The sequence below is a fragment of the Paenibacillus sp. FSL R10-2778 genome, from assembly GCF_038593035.1.
GTDB lineage: Bacteria > Bacillota > Bacilli > Paenibacillales > Paenibacillaceae > Paenibacillus_AQ > Paenibacillus_AQ odorifer.
Genome location: NZ_CP151956.1, coordinates 4,988,284 through 5,006,013, shown reverse-complemented (window position 1 = coordinate 5,006,013; position 17,730 = coordinate 4,988,284). Strand labels below are relative to the sequence as shown.

The 17,730-nt window shown below is 41.7% G+C and carries 12 protein-coding genes; all 12 read left to right on the top strand.

Annotated elements, in window-relative coordinates; genetic code table 11:
• Nucleotides 1-6 precede the first annotated feature (6 nt).
• On the top strand, nt 7-1,335 hold the full coding sequence (locus tag NST40_RS22620; RefSeq protein WP_342410014.1) for a response regulator: 1,329 nt from the start codon (nt 7-9) through the stop codon (nt 1,333-1,335).
• Between the two features lie 117 nt (nt 1,336-1,452).
• Nucleotides 1,453-2,373, top strand: a complete 921-nt coding sequence (locus NST40_RS22615) for a sugar ABC transporter permease (RefSeq protein WP_076129625.1) — start codon at nt 1,453-1,455, stop codon at nt 2,371-2,373.
• 1 nt (nt 2,374) lies between these two features.
• Nucleotides 2,375-3,247, top strand: coding sequence for a carbohydrate ABC transporter permease (locus NST40_RS22610; RefSeq protein WP_036682930.1), 873 nt, complete (start codon nt 2,375-2,377; stop codon nt 3,245-3,247).
• Between the two features lie 132 nt (nt 3,248-3,379).
• A complete protein-coding gene (locus NST40_RS22605) occupies nt 3,380-4,846 on the top strand; it encodes an extracellular solute-binding protein (protein WP_076129626.1) in 1,467 nt (488 codons plus the stop codon).
• 408 nt (nt 4,847-5,254) lie between these two features.
• Nucleotides 5,255-7,876 (top strand): bifunctional acetaldehyde-CoA/alcohol dehydrogenase, encoded by a 2,622-nt coding sequence (gene adhE, locus NST40_RS22600; protein ID WP_036682925.1) that lies wholly within the window; start codon nt 5,255-5,257, stop codon nt 7,874-7,876.
• A 254-nt stretch (nt 7,877-8,130) separates the two neighbouring features.
• On the top strand, nt 8,131-10,392 hold the full coding sequence (gene pflB / locus NST40_RS22595) for a formate C-acetyltransferase (protein WP_076218917.1): 2,262 nt from the start codon (nt 8,131-8,133) through the stop codon (nt 10,390-10,392).
• A gap of 217 nt (nt 10,393-10,609) precedes the next feature.
• A complete protein-coding gene (pflA, locus tag NST40_RS22590; protein WP_036682920.1) occupies nt 10,610-11,347 on the top strand; it encodes a pyruvate formate-lyase-activating protein in 738 nt (245 codons plus the stop codon).
• A gap of 439 nt (nt 11,348-11,786) precedes the next feature.
• Nucleotides 11,787-13,193 carry an extracellular solute-binding protein gene (locus tag NST40_RS22585; RefSeq protein ID WP_076129628.1) on the top strand — a complete coding sequence of 469 codons (1,407 nt, stop codon included), beginning with the start codon at nt 11,787-11,789 and terminating at the stop codon, nt 13,191-13,193.
• A 128-nt stretch (nt 13,194-13,321) separates the two neighbouring features.
• Nucleotides 13,322-14,206, top strand: a complete 885-nt coding sequence (locus tag NST40_RS22580; protein WP_036682917.1) for a sugar ABC transporter permease — start codon at nt 13,322-13,324, stop codon at nt 14,204-14,206.
• The gene (locus tag NST40_RS22575) at nt 14,206-15,036 is read left to right on the top strand and encodes a carbohydrate ABC transporter permease (RefSeq protein WP_036682912.1); all 831 of its coding nucleotides are present in this window, start codon (nt 14,206-14,208) and stop codon (nt 15,034-15,036) included. The genes NST40_RS22580 and NST40_RS22575 overlap by 1 nt, the downstream gene beginning before the upstream one ends.
• 28 nt (nt 15,037-15,064) lie before the next feature.
• Nucleotides 15,065-16,918 (top strand): sensor histidine kinase, encoded by a 1,854-nt coding sequence (locus NST40_RS22570; protein WP_076278166.1) that lies wholly within the window; start codon nt 15,065-15,067, stop codon nt 16,916-16,918.
• Entirely contained in the window at nt 16,896-17,687 is a 792-nt protein-coding gene (locus tag NST40_RS22565) for a response regulator (RefSeq protein WP_036682908.1), read from the top strand. Before NST40_RS22570 ends, NST40_RS22565 begins: the two co-directional genes overlap by 23 nt.
• Nucleotides 17,688-17,730: the final 43 nt, after the last annotated feature.

The window sequence follows — 17,730 nt, the reverse complement described above, 5'->3', positions numbered from 1 at the left end:
ACAGATATGTTCAATATATTAGTTGTGGATGACGAACCCTTGATTTGTAAAGGGCTGAGCAATTTATTAGCTTCTTCGGGGTTAAACATAGACCATATTTATACAGCAAACAGTGGTTTTGAAGCGCTGGACTGCATTCGGATGGAGGAAATAGACCTGCTCGTTACTGATATTCAGATGGGCGCAATGAGCGGGATTGATCTAATGCAGCATGCAAAATTGGCCAAACCCTGGGTACAGACCATCGTGATTTCTGCACACGAGACGTTTCAATATGCGCAAATGGCCGTTAGGCTTGGAGCGAAGGATTATTTGATCAAACCTTTGAACAGTGAGCAATTTCTGGATTCGGTGCGAAATGTGCTGCTTAAGATGGGGAAACCATCACCAGAATTGGATATTTTCATGTCAGGAATTAACGAAAGCTTTCGGCTGGAAGAGCCGCTTCCGGAATACAGCAAGTTATTGAATGAGCTGCTCATTGAGCCTGAAGGTGTACTGTGTGATGCAGAACGCTTGCAAAAGCTGGATAACCTGAAGCTGCAAGGGCCGTATTTTTCCGTCTTAAAAATTAAGGTACCTCTGGATGGAATGAATCAGGAGAAGCACTACACCCTGCGGGACAGACGGCTTCTTTGTTATGCCGCGCTGAATATCGCCAAAGAGCTGATGGATCAGGAGTGGAACTCGACAGCCTTTTACGCAGAGGATGAAGAGATTACGATCATTATTCAGTGGGATGAAAAAAGCTATGAAGATTCGTCTGCCAGCCAAATTAATAGGCTAGATATCCTTGGCCGTAGTCTTCATTTTAATATTCAAAAATATCTGCACTTAAATGCAGTTATCGGCATCAGCCAGATTCTCAAGGGTCTTTCTTTTATGGCTGTATTGAACCGTCAAGCCTCCAAAGCCATTCTCTGGAATAATGAACACAATGACCATTATGTGTTTTACTACGGGGATTTTAATTGGAACAGCTACACAACCGATCCTTCAGTAGAAGAGCTTCATACACGCAGCAATCTGATTGTAGAGAAAGCGAGAGAGTATATTGACGAGAACTATGCGCAAAAAGGATTAACCATCCATGAAGTGGCTAAGAAAAACCATGTCAGCCCCAATTATTTGAGCTATCTGTTTAAGAAAAATACAGGTTACAACCTGTGGGAATATGTAATTAAGCTGCGGATGGAAGAAAGCCGGGTGATGATTTTGAACACAGATCTTCGCAGATACGAAATCGCCGAGCGTGTAGGTTATGAATCACCGGAGCATTTTAGTAAAATTTTCAAAAAATATTATGGGATTAGCCCCAGTGAATTGAAGAAGTAAAAACACATACTACTTCGGTAGATTTAGACATGTTCAGTACAACCCTCATTTTCTACAATTTAAGGTAGGAAGCATTTTGCGAAAAATGCTGAAAGAAAAATGGAATGAGGGAGCCTGATGAATCAAACCGCAGTTGTATCCGAAAATCCGCCGGCGCTGAAGGGTACACCTTACAAGCAAAACCGCTGGAAGAAAAACTTTTGGGGATATATGTTCCTCGTACCTGCTGTGATTATTTTTGTAATGTTCTTGTGGGTGCCAATTTTTAAAGGCTTGTTGTACAGCTTCTACCATGTTGATTTTGTAAAAGGGAATAGCTTTGTTGGCTTTGAGAACTATGCTAGAGCCCTTAGTGATCCGGATGTTTTGACCGCGTTAAAAAATACAGGGTATTACATGCTTCTATGTCTTATTATCGGGTTCTGGGTTCCGATTGCTTTTGCTATTATGATCTCGGAGCTGAGAAGGTTTGGGGGCTTTGTGCGGGTAGCGGCTTACCTACCTTTTGTAATGCCTGGTGTGGTGCTATATGGACTCTGGAGATGGCTTTATGATCCTGTGGGCCCAATCAATGCAGTGTTAAGCTCGCTTGGTGTGGACCAGGTTGCCTTCCTGACAGATACAAGGTGGTCGATGATTTCCCTTGTTTTTATGGAGACGTGGCAGCAGTTTGGATCAGGGATGTTAATATACTTGGCTGCTGTACTCAGCATTCCGCGGGATTGGTATGAAGCAGCTGAGATTGATGGGGCGGGTGTGTGGGCACGTATAAAGTACATCACATTGCCTTCGCTACGTAATTTGATCATTTTGATGTTTATATTACAGATTATCGGGACTTCACAAGGGTATCAGTCACAAATGGCGCTGCTTGATGGTGGGCCGAATAATACTACGCTTACCTATGCGCTGCTGATCGTAAAATATGCTTTTACGCGACTCGATTATGGAACAGCGACTGCGCTTGGCATGCTAATGTTCATAGTCCTAGGTGGTTTGGGCATTTTACAGTTCAAGCTTAACAAGGAGGACAACTAAGATGAAGAGCGCAGATAGAGGGATTCTCTCAGAACATGATTTGAAAAAAACAAGCAATAAGATCGTTTATGGCTTGATGTGCGTGGTTATTTTGATTATGGTGTTTAGCATGCTGTATCCGATCTGTATGACGTTATTTAACGGACTGAAATCGAATCAAGAGGTGAACTCATTCCCACCGCATTTTTTCCCGCAGGAATGGCACTTCAGCAACCTTAAAGAAGCGATGAACTACATTGATCTGCTGATGTTCCTTAAGAACACTATTTATATTTTTGTGGGGAATATGGTCGTGACACTAGTCGTATTGGGAATGTCTGCTTTCAGCATTTCTCGTATGAATGTTCCTTACAGAAAGGCAATTTATTTCTTTTTCCTGATGACATTATTTATTCCGGCGACCAGCTACATGATTCCCAACTTTGTCAATCTAAAAGAGCTTGGATTACTGAATCAGTACGCTGCCTTTTGGCTGCCGGCTGGTGCGAATACATTCTATTTTCTACTCTTAAAGAACTTTTTTGATGGGATACATCCTGAAATTTTTGAAGCCGCGCGGATTGACGGCTCCTCTGAGCCGAGAAGCTTTTTCTCCATTGCAGTGCCATTGTCGGTTCCGATATTTGCTACGCTGGCGATCTTTATCTTTTCTACTGCATGGAATGACTGGTTCTGGCCATCTCTGGTTATGCACAGTGAAGAGAAATATACGCTCGCGACAGCAATCTATAAATACGTTATTAATGTAAAGGCACTTAATACGAATATTAAATTCGCTATCCTATTTATCGTATCGTTGCCGCCGATCCTTGTCTTCCTGATCTTCCAAAAGTTCATTATGCGTGGCGTCGCATTATCAGCAGTTAAGGGATAAGCGCGGATCGACGAATTTAGTCACGGATCGTAAACATGCACATGAAAGGAATATAAATGCACCTCGTTTGTAAACGATTTCTCTTTTATGATCGATATGTAAGATAACTATGAATTGAAAAGGGGAGTTTCAATGCGTAAGTACTCTAGCGTGCTACTAAGCCTCCTTGTGGCCGGATCATTGTTAACCGCATGCGGCGGTAACAACAATAACGGAAACACAACAGGAAACAAGGAAGGGGAAGCGACTACTGCGCCAACGAATGCTGCAACAGATAATGCTGGCAGTGCTACAGCAGCGCCAACTGATGATATCACACAAAGAAAAGTGACCATCAAAATTCACTATCCAACCCCTGACCTAACCGAAGTTAGAGCACAGGAAGATGACAAGATCAAACGTTTCCAAGAGGAGTATCCGAATGTTGAAATCGTCAAAGACGATTGGCAGTACAATGTAAGTGAAATCGGCATCAAAATGGCAGCGAATGAAGCTCCAACCTTCTTTAACACTTACGCTACAGAAGCAAAATTCCTAGTTGAAAAAGGCTGGGTAGCTGACATTACGGATCTGTGGAATAAATACGAATTTAAGGATCAAATTAACCCGGTTCTCCAAAATCAATTTATCATTGACGGAAAAGTATTCGGCGTAACTCAAAAGGGTTATGTAACAACCACAATGATCAACAAAAAAATGCTGGATGAAAAAGGCGTTGCTGTTCCATCTATGGATTGGACTTGGGATGATATGCTGAATACCGCGAAAGGTGTAGCTGATACCAAAAAAGGGATTTCCGGTATTGCTCCAATGGGTAAAGGGAATGAAGCAGGCTGGAACTGGACCAACTTCCTGTTCGAAGCTGGCGGTGAAATTCAGAAGATTGAAGGCGGTAAGGTTGTAGCTACTTTTAATTCTGAGGCTGGGATTAAAGCGCTGGATTTCTACAAGAAACTTAGATGGGAAGCAAACGCGATTCCTCAGGACTGGGCACTGGGCTGGGGTGATGCTGTAGGCGCATTCCAACAAAGTCGTACAGCAATGGTAATGGCTGGATCTGACGGTGTTATTGAGCAAGCGTTGAATCAAGGCGGTCTGAAACCAGAAGATGTACTTACGTATCCAATGCCTGCGATGGAAAAAGGCGGAAAACACACTGGGGTACTTGGTGGTGACTACCTTGTAATCAATCCAAATGCAACACCAGACGAGCAAGAAATGGCATTCCGTTATATTACATTTGATTACTTCTCCGATAAAGGTCTAGAAGCACTGGATGCGGTTCTGCAACAACGTACAACGGATGGCAAATACTTTATTCCGCCGCTCTTAGATTACTATTCTGCAGATTCTGACTTCGGCAAGAAAACAAAAGCTGTGTATGATAAATATACAAATGTATATCAATACAGCCCTGATATTTTAGGCTTGCTGGACGGTAAACCGGAAGCGCAATACAATACACAGGACTACTACGCAACCATGTCCAATGTAATTCAAGAGCTGTTCTCCAAAAAGGGAACAGATTCCAAGACACAGCTTGAAGCTGCTGCAAAAACAGTGCAAGAGAAATTCTTCGATACAATTAAAGTAGAATAGGCAAGGAAGGACAGAACCGGCTCCTTTAGGAGTCGGTTTTTTTATGTTTATATTATTGATATTTTTATAAATCAACCCAACGGATGGCTCCCGACTATTTTTTAGAGGGTCATGGGAAAAATAGAGTGTCAACAAAATTAGATTTGCATTTTTAAAATATTTTTGCGAGCGGAAAGGTAGAAAATGGGTATCGGTTCTTGTCTTTTTAAACATAAACTTTAGATTTAAGGAATAATACAGCATAAATAATGGTAAAACACCTATAATATGATCGAATGAAAGCGCTTTGAAAACAAATCAAAAAAACTTTATACTTTGTGAAAGATTTCACTATACAAGGTGGAAATGATGTGATAAGATAAATGTGTAGAGAAAAACAACCTAAAAATTGACAGGAGGACGAGGGAGATGGCAGTTAAGAACGAAGTCGCCGCCCAAGTTAAACAAACTACCGCTGAAGAGTATATTCAGACTTTGGTGGATAAAGCGAAAAAAGCACATGAGGCATTCATGGCGCTGGATCAAGAGCAAGTTGACACAATCGTTCATGCAATGGCGTTGGCTGGACTCGACAAACATATGTACCTCGCTAAATTGGCTGTAGAAGAAACTGGCCGCGGGGTTTACGAAGACAAAATTACTAAAAACATCTTCTCGACAGAATATATCTGGCACGGAATTAAATACGATAAAACAGTAGGCGTTATTGAAGACAATGCTTATGAAAGCTTCCAAAAAATTGCTGAGCCCGTCGGAATTGTAATGGGTATCACACCGGTAACCAACCCTACATCCACCACGATGTTTAAAGCGTTGATTTCGATTAAGACACGGAACCCTATTATATTCGGTTTCCACCCATCTGCGCAAGAGTGTAGTGCAGCAGCTGCTAGAATTCTTCATGATGCGGCTGTAAAAGCTGGCGCACCTGAGAATTGTATCCAATGGATTGAAATGCCAACGATGGACAAAACAAACGCTTTGATGAATAACCCTGACGTTGCACTTATTCTTGCAACTGGCGGTTCTGCAATGGTAAAAGCAGCTTATAGCTGTGGTAAACCAGCTCTTGGCGTAGGTCCTGGTAACGTACCTGCATTCATCGAAAAGAGCGCGGATATCGATCAAGCCGTAACGGACATCATTCTTTCCAAAACATTTGATAATGGTATGATCTGCGCTTCCGAGCAAGCTGTTATTATCGAAGAACCAATCTTCGATCAAGTGAAAAAGAAAATGATCGCTAATGGCTGCTACTTTGTTAACAAAGAAGAAGCCGCCAAACTTACTAGCGGCGCTATGAACGTTGATAAATGTGCGGTTAATCCAGCAATCGTTGGACAATCCGCAGTGAAAATTGCTGAAATGTGCGGCATTCAAGTTCCTGCCGGCACTAAGATTCTGGTAGCAGAACTTGAAGGTGTAGGCACTAAATATCCATTGTCCGCTGAAAAATTGAGTCCTGTGCTTGCTTGCTACAAAGTTAAAAACGCAGATCAAGGTATTGAACGCGCAGCACAAGTTGTTGAATTTGGTGGTATGGGCCATAGTTCGGCTATCCACTCCAACAATGAAGAAGTAATCATGAAGTTCTCCAACCGTCTGCAAACAGGACGTATTCTCGTTAACTCGCCTTCCACTCATGGTGCGATCGGCGATATCTATAACACTAACATCCCTTCGTTGACGCTGGGCTGCGGATCTTATGGTCGTAACTCCGTGTCGCAAAACGTTACAGCAATTAATTTGATCAACGTGAAAAGGGTGAATCGTCGTACCGTGAATATGCAATGGTTTAAAGTACCTGACAAGATCTATTTCGAAAAAGGCGCTACTCAGTACCTAACCAAAATGCCTGATATCACACGTGTCGCAATTATCACTGACCCAATGATGGTTAAGCTTGGATATGTTGAGAGAGTTGAACATTACCTGCGTCAACGCCAAACTCCTGTAGCGATCGAAGTGTTCTCGGAAGTTGAACCAGATCCATCGACAACCACAGTTGAAAAAGGTACAGCAATGATGAACAGATTCCAACCGGACTGCATCATCGCACTTGGTGGTGGTTCCCCAATGGATGCTGCAAAAGGAATGTGGTTATTCTATGAACATCCAGACGCTGACTTTAACGGTCTGAAACAAAAATTCATGGATATCCGTAAACGGGTTTACAAATTCCCTAAACTTGGAAACAAAGCTAAGTTTGTAGCGATTCCAACTACTTCGGGTACAGGTTCGGAAGTAACATCTTTTGCAGTTATTACCGATAAAACAACTGAACAACACACTAAATATCCTTTGGCTGACTACGAGCTAACTCCAGACGTAGCTATCATTGATCCAGAGTTCGTATATAGCTTGCCAAAAACTGCTGTAGCTGATACAGGTATGGACGTATTGACACATGCCATCGAAGCTTATGTATCTGTTATGGCGAGTGACTACACGGATGGTCTGGCAATTAAAGCAATCCAATTGGTATTCCAATACCTTGAAAAATCGGCTCTTGAAGGCGACAGAGTTGCCCGTGAAAAAATGCATAACGCATCAACACTTGCTGGTATGGCCTTTGCTAATGCTTTCCTGGGTATTAACCACAGCTTGGCGCATAAATGGGGCGGTCAATATCACACTGCTCACGGTCGTACTAATGCGATCCTTATGCCACACGTTATTCGTTACAATGCTAAGAAACCTACGAAGTTCGCTTCGTTCCCTAAATATTCACACTTCGTAGCTGACGAGCGTTATGCAGAAATCGCCCGTATTCTGGGATTGCCAGCTCGCACAACTGAAGAAGGTGTAACTAGCCTGATCAATGCTATTCGCGACATGAACAAAAAACTGGGTATCGAAGAATCCTTCCAACAATTGGGCTTTGATCCTAAGGATTTTGAATCCCATGTAGATTACTTGGCTGACCGTGCATTTGAAGATCAATGTACAACTGCCAATCCTAAGCTGCCACTGGTATCTGAACTTGCAGATGTATATCGTAATGCTTTCTACGGAAGATTTGATAATTAATATTTGGTTAAGTAGATAATAGGATGGTTGTGGATTAGATATAAGTGACAAATATCACCGGAAAGGTGATATTTGTCACAGTCTATTTATAGAAAATAAACTAAAATGTTTATATAAACAACGGTCCCATATATGGAACAATGATTGTGAATTTTCGAACAACCATATTTTTCTTGGGATCACGAGACACGGGATCAACCTTCAAGCCCGCGATCTCTACAAATATAATATAAATATAGATGGAGGGATTTAGCATGTCGGTGATTGAAAAAGATGTACAAGAAGTGAAATCCGGTTGGAGAAGTTTTACAAAAGGTAAATGGTCCAGAAAAGTTGACGTTAACAACTTTATCGCAAGCAACATTAAGCCTTATGAAGGAAACGAAGAATTCCTCGTAGGACCTACTAGTAACACAACTGAACTGTGGAAGATTATTTCCCAATTGAGCAAGGAAGAAAGAGAAAGAGGCGGCGTATGGGATGTTTCCCTAGATACTGTCTCCACAATCACTTCACATGCTCCAGGCTACATTGACAAGGACAAGGAACAAATTGTAGGCGTACAGACTGATGCTCCTTTCAAACGTTCCATCCAGCCATTCGGCGGGATCAAGATGATGGTTGATGCTACGAAGGCTTATGGCTTCGAGCTTCCACAAAACATCGTTGACATGTTTACGAACATTCGCAAAACGCATAACCAAGGCGTATTTGATGCATATACACCAGACATGAGAGCTGTGCGTAAATCCGGCGTAATTACAGGTCTTCCTGATGCTTACGGCCGCGGACGCATCATCGGCGACTACCGCCGCATTGCTCTGTACGGTATTGATTTCCTCATTAAAGACAAAAAACAACAACAAACTGAGCTTGAAGTAGATTCCATGACTGAAGATATCATTCGTTTACGTGAAGAGCTGTCCGAACAAATTCGTGCACTTGGCGAATTGAAAGAAATGGCAGCTGCTCATGGTATGGATATTTCCAGACCGGCGACCAACTTCAAAGAAGCTACTCAATGGGTATACTTCGGATATCTGGCAGCAGTTAAAGAGCAAAATGGTGCGGCGATGTCCCTGGGCCGTGTGTCCTCTTTCCTGGACATCTATGCAGAACGCGATATTGCTGAAGGTACTTTGACTGAAGAACAAGTACAAGAAATCGTCGATCATTTCGTAATGAAACTGCGTATCGTGAAATTCTTGCGTACACCTGACTATAATGATCTGTTCTCCGGCGACCCAACATGGGTAACTGAATCCATCGGTGGTATGGCTGAAGACGGAACAACTCGTGTTACTAAGAACAGCTTCCGTTTCTTGAACACCCTGTACAACTTGGGTCCAGCTCCGGAACCAAACTTAACTGTACTGTGGTCCGAAAAATTGCCTGAAGCCTTCAAAAAATATTGTGCTAAGGTTTCCATCGAAACTAGTGCAATTCAGTATGAAAATGACGATGTAATGCGTCCATACTGGGGTGAAGATTATGCGATTGCTTGCTGCGTATCTCCAATGCGTATCGGTAAACAAATGCAGTTCTTTGGTGCTCGTGCCAACCTGGCAAAAGCATTACTGTATGCTATCAATGGTGGTGTAGATGAAAAATCCGGAGCACAAGTTGGACCGGAATTCCCAGCGATCACTTCTGAATATCTGGATTATGACGAAGTAATGAAACGTTTCAAACCGATGATGGAGTGGTTGGCTAAGACTTATGTTAACACTTTGAACATCATTCACTATATGCATGACAAATATTCTTACGAACGTATCGAAATGGCGCTGCATGACCGTGACATTCTGCGTACGATGGCTTGTGGTATTGCTGGGCTGTCCGTTGCAGCTGACTCACTAAGCGCAATTAAATACGCCAAAGTAAAACCTATTCGTAACGAACAAGGTATTGCGATCGATTTCGAAACCGAAGGCGAATTCCCTTGCTACGGTAACAATGACGATGCTGTTGACAGCATCGCAGTAGAATTGGTTGAAACCTTCATGACTATGATCCGTAAAAACAAAACATATCGTGATTCTGTGCCGACTCAATCGGTACTGACCATTACTTCGAATGTAGTGTACGGTAAGAAGACAGGTACTACACCTGACGGACGTAAGAAAGGTGAACCTTTCGCACCAGGTGCTAACCCAATGCACGGACGTGACAAGAAAGGCGCCTTGGCTTCCCTGAACTCTGTAGCTAAACTGCCTTACTCCGATGCACAAGATGGTATCTCTAATACGTTCTCCATCGTACCTAAGGCACTTGGTAAAGACGAGGATTCCCGTAAGTCTAACCTGGTACACATGATGGATGGATACTTCCATAACAACGCTCAGCATTTGAATGTTAACGTATTTAACCGTGAACAGCTGATGGACGCTATGGAGCACCCAGAGAACTATCCACAATTGACTATCCGTGTATCCGGTTATGCAGTTAACTTCATCAAGCTGACTCGTGAACAACAAATGGATGTAATCAACCGTACATTCCACGGTTCGATGTAATTTGTTCCTGTCATGAAGATCTTTGAATTAGTACTACTATTGAAATAATTGCAAGGAAGATACCGCCCTTGTCTCAAGGGCGGTAATATCTTGTTTGAGAATTGTTAAAATTTTAAATTTTATTGCCGCGATATAGGGATATGACAGTCTCAAGGACAGGGATCTTCATCGTTGAAAAAGGGACTGTTAGTCTGGCGTGGCGAAAGGATGACATCCTATGATTAAAGGTCGCATACATTCTTTGGAAACCTTTGGAACCGTTGATGGACCTGGTATTCGATTTGTCTTATTTATGCAAGGCTGCTTGCTGAAATGTCAGTATTGCCATAACCCTGATACCTGGGCTTTAGATGAAGGTAAAGAAATGACTCTTGAAGAAGTGCTTTCGGAAATCGAGCCATATATAAACTACTATCGTTCATCCGGTGGCGGGTTAACTGTATCCGGTGGAGAACCAACCTTGCAGGCGCAATTTGTAAAGCAGTTATTTACGGAAGTGAAGAAGCGTTGGAATTTGCACACCACATTAGACAGTAATGGTTACAACGAAGGTGACAAGATTAATGACTTATTGGATGTAACAGATTTGGTTATGCTTGATCTGAAGCATATTGATGAAGAAGCGCATATCAAATTAACCGGTAAATCCAATGATCGAACTTTGAAGCTTGCACGCTGGCTCTCAGACCATAATCGTAAGATGTGGATCCGACATGTATATGTTCCTGGTATTCATGATCGTGAAGAGGATCTCATTAACTTAGGTCGTTATATTGGAACCTTAAATGGCGTCGAGAAATTCGAAATCTTACCTTATCATCAGATGGGTATCTATAAATGGGAAATGCTCGGCAAAGCTTATGAACTGGATGGAGTACCTTCTCCAACAGAAGAAGAAGTGCAACGGGCATATCGCTTGGTCGAAGAAGGTCGTAAGCAAACGGCATTGGTATAATAGAAATCTATTTTTAAGAGAGACCGTACCCTCAGTGGTTGATCATCACTGAAGGTGCGGTTTTTTGTTATGAGGAAGTAAAAAGGGAGGGGGTAAAGCTCCTCTGAGGGGGAATTATATATTATTTCTAATAAAGACATGCTATAGTTACACGTGGTTTATGGGGTAGATAATAAATGAATATGTCAGGTAATATGACTAATTTTATATTTTAATTAAATGTTTTTAAAGAAAAACAAACTTTTGTGATGAGAAAAACAAATGAATAAAGCGATTTAACATTTTAATGTTATAAAATATAACTTATCATGTAGTTGATTCCGCTTACATTAGAGATTTTTATCCCTATAGTGGATGAATCTTAACCTTACGATAATGAAGTCTGTTTTCTATAATAAGAAGTGTAAAGCACATCAATATATAGGGAGGGTCACAAGAAATGAAAAAAAGTATGACTTTGCTATTGTCCCTGATTTTCGTATCATCAGCTTTACTGACTGGTTGCGGAGGCAACAACAATGCGTCTTCTAACAAAGGAGATGGAAACGCTACCGCGACTAACTCAGCCGCTACAAATGCTCCAGCAACAGAAGAACCGGTAAATAACGAGCCATTTGAAATGACGATTCGTCACACTCAAATCGGTGCAGACAAGCAGAAACGTCTGGCTATTCTCGAAGAAGTAGTTAACAAAGTACAAGAGGATGTACCGGGTCTGACCTTTAAACTCGATGGGGTAGATTCAGATGTAAACCGTAAAGAAAAATTGCGTGGTGAAATGGCTGCGGGTAATCCACCGGAAATCTTCGATCTGTTCGGTAGCCCTGACTCCAAGATCTATGCTAAAGAAGGTAAATTACTTGACCTGACTCCAATCCTTGAGGAACTTGGAATTAAGGATAAATTCTCAAATCTTGATCCTTTCACTTATGAAGGAAAAATCTATGGGTTGCCTATCGGTGGTTCTGGTGAAGGTTTCTTCTATAACAAAGAATACTATACAAGCAAGGGCTGGAAGGCTCCAACAACATTTGCTGAATTGGAACAACAATTGGCTGATATCAAGGCTGATGGAAAAGTACCTTTGGCTGGTGCATCCAAAGCTGGTTGGGTACCACTTATGTTAGCTAACCACCTGTGGTCACGTTATGCAGGTCCGGATGTAACTGCTAAATTTGCAACAGGCGAAGCTAAATGGTCTGATCCAAATGTAGTAAAAGGATTTGCGAAATACAAAGAATGGGTTGATAAAGGCTACTTCAAAAAAGGCGAACTTGGCTTTGAATATGCTGAATACACAACACAATTCACTAGTGGTGAAGCGATCCTGCTGTATGATGGTACTTGGAAATCTTCCGTATTTAAAACGGGCCAATCTGGCGAAGGTTTGATCGGTAAAGTTGGATTCTTCAACATCCCAGCAGTTGAAGGCGGAGCGGGTGACCAAACTGCATTGATGCGCGATGTGAACAATGGTTATGGTTTCTCTGCATCTGCTGAGAAAGATCCACGTCAATTGGCTGCTGTGAAATCTTTTATTAAAAACTTATTTAATGAAGAAATGCAATTGCGCGGACTTGTTGAAGATGGTGTATTGCCAGCAATGAAGATTGACCAAAACGTATTGAATGAGAATATTACTGATGATCTGATGAGCGAAATCGTAGGTGTACTTAACAACTCACAATCTTCGTTCCCAGCATTTGACTCTCTTGTTCAAGCTGATGTAACTACAGAAATCAGTAACATTCAAATTCAAAAACTGATTGGCGATCAGACGACTCCTGAGAAAATGGGCGAAGCTTTGCAAAAGGTACAAGAAGAAGCAAACGCAGCAGTTGAATAAATAGCTGCAAACTGAATGTACCCTGGTGCTAAATCCAGGGTACATTTTTAAAATCAAAGAAAATATGTGTTTGCACTTGATCTGAAGCATTCACTATTCGCCAGATGTCAAAGCAACCGGAGGTAGTCATGAATAAAGCATTAAGAAATCCAGTGGTGTTTTTCCTTTTCGTTCTTCCAGCATTGATATTGTTCACGATGTTTTTCATTTACCCCATTTTTAGCTCTATTTATTACAGCTTTACTAGTTGGAACGGTGTATCGGAGACGGTTAAATCAGCCGGATTAAGTAATTATGAGAAAGCACTAGGAGATGAACGATTCTGGATATCCGTTAAAAACAACGGTTGGTTTATTCTTTTCTCCGTATGTATACAGGTACCGTTGATCGTATTCTTCTCGTTATTGATTTCTAATGTGAAGAAGTTAAAGGGCTTATATAAGACAGCAGTCTTTATGCCTTCCATTATGTCTACAGCGGTTATCGGTATTCTCTGGGGGTTTATCTATGAGCCCAACATTGGACTTTTTAATAAGCTCCTTAGTCTAGTAGGAATTAATCCTATTTACTGGCTGTCAGATGAAAGATTTGCAATGCTTTCTATTTTGTTGACGAACGCTTGGCAGTGGACTGGATTTTATATCGTTATGGTCCTAGCGGCGATTCTAGCTATTCCTGGTGAATTGGATGAAGCTGCAGCCATTGACGGCGCAACTGGATTTCAACGCGCTACTCGTATCACGCTCCCACTAATCGTACCGATCATCTCGGTTGTAATTATGCTATCCATTGCTGGAGCAATGAAAGCTGCGGATATCGTCATCGTTATGACTAAGGGGGGACCTGCAGGTTCAACCGATGTAATGGCAACTTACATGATTAAATATGCGATCACGAACTTTAAGTATGGATACGGAAATGCCATCGCTGTCCTGATCTTTGCATTTACACTGGTGGTTACAGTCCTTTATCAGCTGCTGATTGCACGTCGTACAGAAAGGATTGAATACTGATGCCACGCGCCCTGAAAAAGAGTCTGCCACATATTGCCCTTTTATTCTATTTGTTAGTGATCCTGTTTCCTTTCCTATTCGTATTATTCTCATCTGTGAAAAAGGATAATAATGAGATTGCGCTTAATCCTTTTGGCATCCCAAAGGAATTCGTCTTCAATAACTACGTGGAGGCTTGGGTAAATGCCAAGATTAGTACTTACTTTTTCAACAGTTTGTACATTTCGATCCTTGCCTCTGTAGTGTCCATTCTGCTTGCGTCTATGTTTGCTTTTGCGGTTACGCGGATGCGTCAGGGGAAATGGAATACTATTTTGTTCTCACTGGTTTTAGTAGGAATGCTCATCCCGAATAATGCTTTAATGCTACCGATTTATACGATCGTACGTAAGTTAGGAATACTGAACACCCACTGGGCGTTGATCATTCCTTATATCGCCAATGCGATTCCATTTACCATCATTATTTTAGCAGCATTTATGCGAAATTTACCTAGAGAAATAGAAGAAGCTGCGGTCATGGATGGCTTGAAGGCACCGGGTATCTTTGCTAGAATTATTGTACCTCTAACGGTTCCGGCTATGGTTACGGTATTCATTGTTAATTTCCTGGGAAATTGGAACGAGTTCTTGCTAGCTAACTACTTCCTGTCGAATGACGAGCTGCGAACGCTTCCAGTAGGTATGGTCCAATTCCGTGATCAATACCAGATGAACTATGCACAAATGTCAGCCGGTATCGTCTTCAGCGTACTGCCGGTAATAATCATTTATGCAATTCTTCAGGAGAAGATTATTGAAGGTGTAACAGCGGGTGGCGTAAAAGGATAACCTTATTCTCAGTCAGGAGCACTAGCCGATGAATTTGCGCTATAAATTATTTACGGCATTTTTGGGCCTGATTATCATTCCTTTATTTATTCTAGGCATGCTTATGTTTTTTGTGACTTATAATTCTATTGAGAAAAAGTACAGCCAGCAGTCGGAATACTCACTTAAAGCGATTAGTTACAGTATTTCTAATGTATTAAAAGATATGGATAACGTTACAGACAACGGAATTGCTACCTCGGTGTTTCATATGGCCCTTAGTGCAGATGATCCTAACAACCAGGATTTGACTGATGCTGAGCAACTGAATCTGAATGCGAGCCAGCGCAATTTCCGTAGTCTGTTGTTTAATCATCCATCGATCAGTTATGCATTTTTGTACAATTTTAACGGTAGAGGTAACTCTGAAATCGTGTCGCTTTTTAACAAGGAAAATTTCCGAACGCTACCCTATGATACATTCAAAAAAAGTGATCTGTACCAGGAAGTTATGGACTTAAATGGTGTGCCGAAATGGCTGGCTCCTCACGAGTATCCCGAGCTTACGGGTACTGAACCTGTGTTTACACAAATTCGGCTAGTGAAGGAATTGAGCTTCTTTCAGAACATAGGTATCCTAGTTGTGCAGATCAAGAATTGGGAGTTCGAATCCATATTTCGCAATTTAAAAATTGGGGATAGCAATCAGGATGTTTCCTTTATGCTTGTAAATGATGATGGAATGATTCTTTTTGACCCAGATCAAAAGCTGGATGGACAGGACTTCCAGTCTTTCGCGGATAAAGAAATTACCTTTAAAAAAGGGTTTCAGAGTTTCAAAACAGAGTACAACGGGGAGAAAAGCATTCTTTCCATGTATCATTTGAAGGACTATCCATGGAGTCTGGTATCTGTGACTTCTTGGGATACGTTGTCTCACGAAGTTACAGTATTTGCTCGCTGGTTCGTCGCTGTGATTTTCCTTTGCTTATTGGCAGCTGTGATCTTCAATTTATTTTTTATGAACCGGATTACCGGCGGCATCGCTGTCATAGTTCGTTTTATGCGCCGGGTTGAAGACGGAGATCTGACCACTAGGGTAGAAGTTAAAGGAAATGATGAGTTAACGCTGCTTGCTAAGGGTTTTAATGATCTTATGGATAAAATCAATGGGTTGTTTAACAGAATTCATGTGGAGCAGCGTCGCAAGAATCAAGCTGAGATGCGTGTTCTGCAGGCACAGATTAAACCACATTTTTTATTCAATACATTAGAATCAATCAATGTTCTCGCTATACAGAATGAAGGCAAAAAAGTTAGTGAGATGGTCTACAGGCTGGCCAGTATTTTGCGAATTAGCATTCAGGATCGGGAAGAGATTACGCTGGATGAAGAAGTTAAACATTTGCGCAATTATTTGGATATACAAAAATTCCGCTTTGAAGATTTGTTTGAATATGAGATCGATATTCCGAGTGAATTGATGAGTTGCGGTATTCTTAAACTCACTTTACAACCGCTTGTAGAGAACAGCATTCAACATGGATTTGAGGGCATTGATTACAAAGGTCATGTTTCTGTGAAGGTTTGGGAGAAGCAGGGGGATTTGATTTTACGTATTGAAGATAATGGTATTGGTATTACACCGTCTCAGTTAGCTATTTTTCAATATATTGTGAATGATCCTGTGGAGCAAGAAGTTAAGGCTGAACGGGATAACCGGATGAATCTTGAACGCAGAGGTCTTGGTATTCGCAGTGTAGCAGATCGCATCCGCATTGAATACGGTGACAGGTACGGAATATTTATCTGTTCTAGTCCAGGTCATGGTACTATTATCCAATGTGTCATACCTAAATACGAGCAGGGGGAAGATCATTATGCTAAAAGTATTATTGGTTGATGACGAAGCCCCAATTCTGAATAATCTGAACAGGGTGTTGCCTTGGCAGGAGATGGGGATGGAGGTTGTCGGTATGGCGCGAAGCGGAATGGATGCTTTGCGTATTGCCGAGGAGAAACAGCCTGATCTTGTGTTATGTGACATCCGTATGCCAGTGATGGACGGGTTAACTTTTATCGGTAAGTTGCGGGAGATGGGATTGGATAGCGAGGTGCTGCTTCTTACCGGATATCAGGAGTTTGATTATGCACGGGAAGCGATTCGGCTAGGTGTTAAAGAGTATATTTGTAAGCCGATACATTATGAAGAGCTTGGCAATAAGGTACGGGAGATTGGGGCTAAGATCCGTAGTAAGCAGTTTAAGAATAAACTGTATAATAGCATTCCAATTTTTCAGGAAATCCCTGAAGGTGAAGATGATTCTGGCAAAAAAACACCGGATCAGCTGATGAACCAAGCAGCTAAGTACATCACAGAACATCTCCATTCTGATATTGGGATTGAGGAAGTGGCGAATAAGATCGGGATTAGTGGCAGTTATTTCTGTCTCTTATTTAAGAATCGTTTTGCTATGACCTTCGTGGAATACGTGACCCTACAACGAATTGAAGCTGCGAAGTTTATGCTAACTAACAGTGATAAGAGTATTACGATGATTGGCTCGGGAGTTGGCTATCAGGAGCGGCGTTATTTTACCAAGGTATTTCAGAAGCAGACAGGTATGTCGCCTAAGGAGTATCGCGACCGATGCCGGACCGAAGTGCAGTAAGGTCGGCTGCTGAGTGGTGAGGTTAGCGTCGCTGCAAGGAATG

Bases quoted from the DNA above. Each gene is read 5' to 3' on its own strand.
- NST40_RS22620 (WP_342410014.1), top strand. From the start codon at position 7: ATGTTCAATATATTAGTTGTGGATGACGAACCCTTGATTTGTAAAGGG.
- NST40_RS22615 (WP_076129625.1), top strand. From the start codon at position 1,453: ATGAATCAAACCGCAGTTGTATCCGAAAATCCGCCGGCGCTGAAGGGT.
- NST40_RS22610 (WP_036682930.1), top strand. From the start codon at position 2,375: ATGAAGAGCGCAGATAGAGGGATTCTCTCAGAACATGATTTGAAAAAA.
- NST40_RS22605 (WP_076129626.1), top strand. From the start codon at position 3,380: ATGCGTAAGTACTCTAGCGTGCTACTAAGCCTCCTTGTGGCCGGATCA.
- adhE (WP_036682925.1), top strand. From the start codon at position 5,255: ATGGCAGTTAAGAACGAAGTCGCCGCCCAAGTTAAACAAACTACCGCT.
- pflB (WP_076218917.1), top strand. From the start codon at position 8,131: ATGTCGGTGATTGAAAAAGATGTACAAGAAGTGAAATCCGGTTGGAGA.
- pflA (WP_036682920.1), top strand. From the start codon at position 10,610: ATGATTAAAGGTCGCATACATTCTTTGGAAACCTTTGGAACCGTTGAT.
- NST40_RS22585 (WP_076129628.1), top strand. From the start codon at position 11,787: ATGAAAAAAAGTATGACTTTGCTATTGTCCCTGATTTTCGTATCATCA.
- NST40_RS22580 (WP_036682917.1), top strand. From the start codon at position 13,322: ATGAATAAAGCATTAAGAAATCCAGTGGTGTTTTTCCTTTTCGTTCTT.
- NST40_RS22575 (WP_036682912.1), top strand. From the start codon at position 14,206: ATGCCACGCGCCCTGAAAAAGAGTCTGCCACATATTGCCCTTTTATTC.
- NST40_RS22570 (WP_076278166.1), top strand. From the start codon at position 15,065: ATGAATTTGCGCTATAAATTATTTACGGCATTTTTGGGCCTGATTATC.
- NST40_RS22565 (WP_036682908.1), top strand. From the start codon at position 16,896: ATGCTAAAAGTATTATTGGTTGATGACGAAGCCCCAATTCTGAATAAT.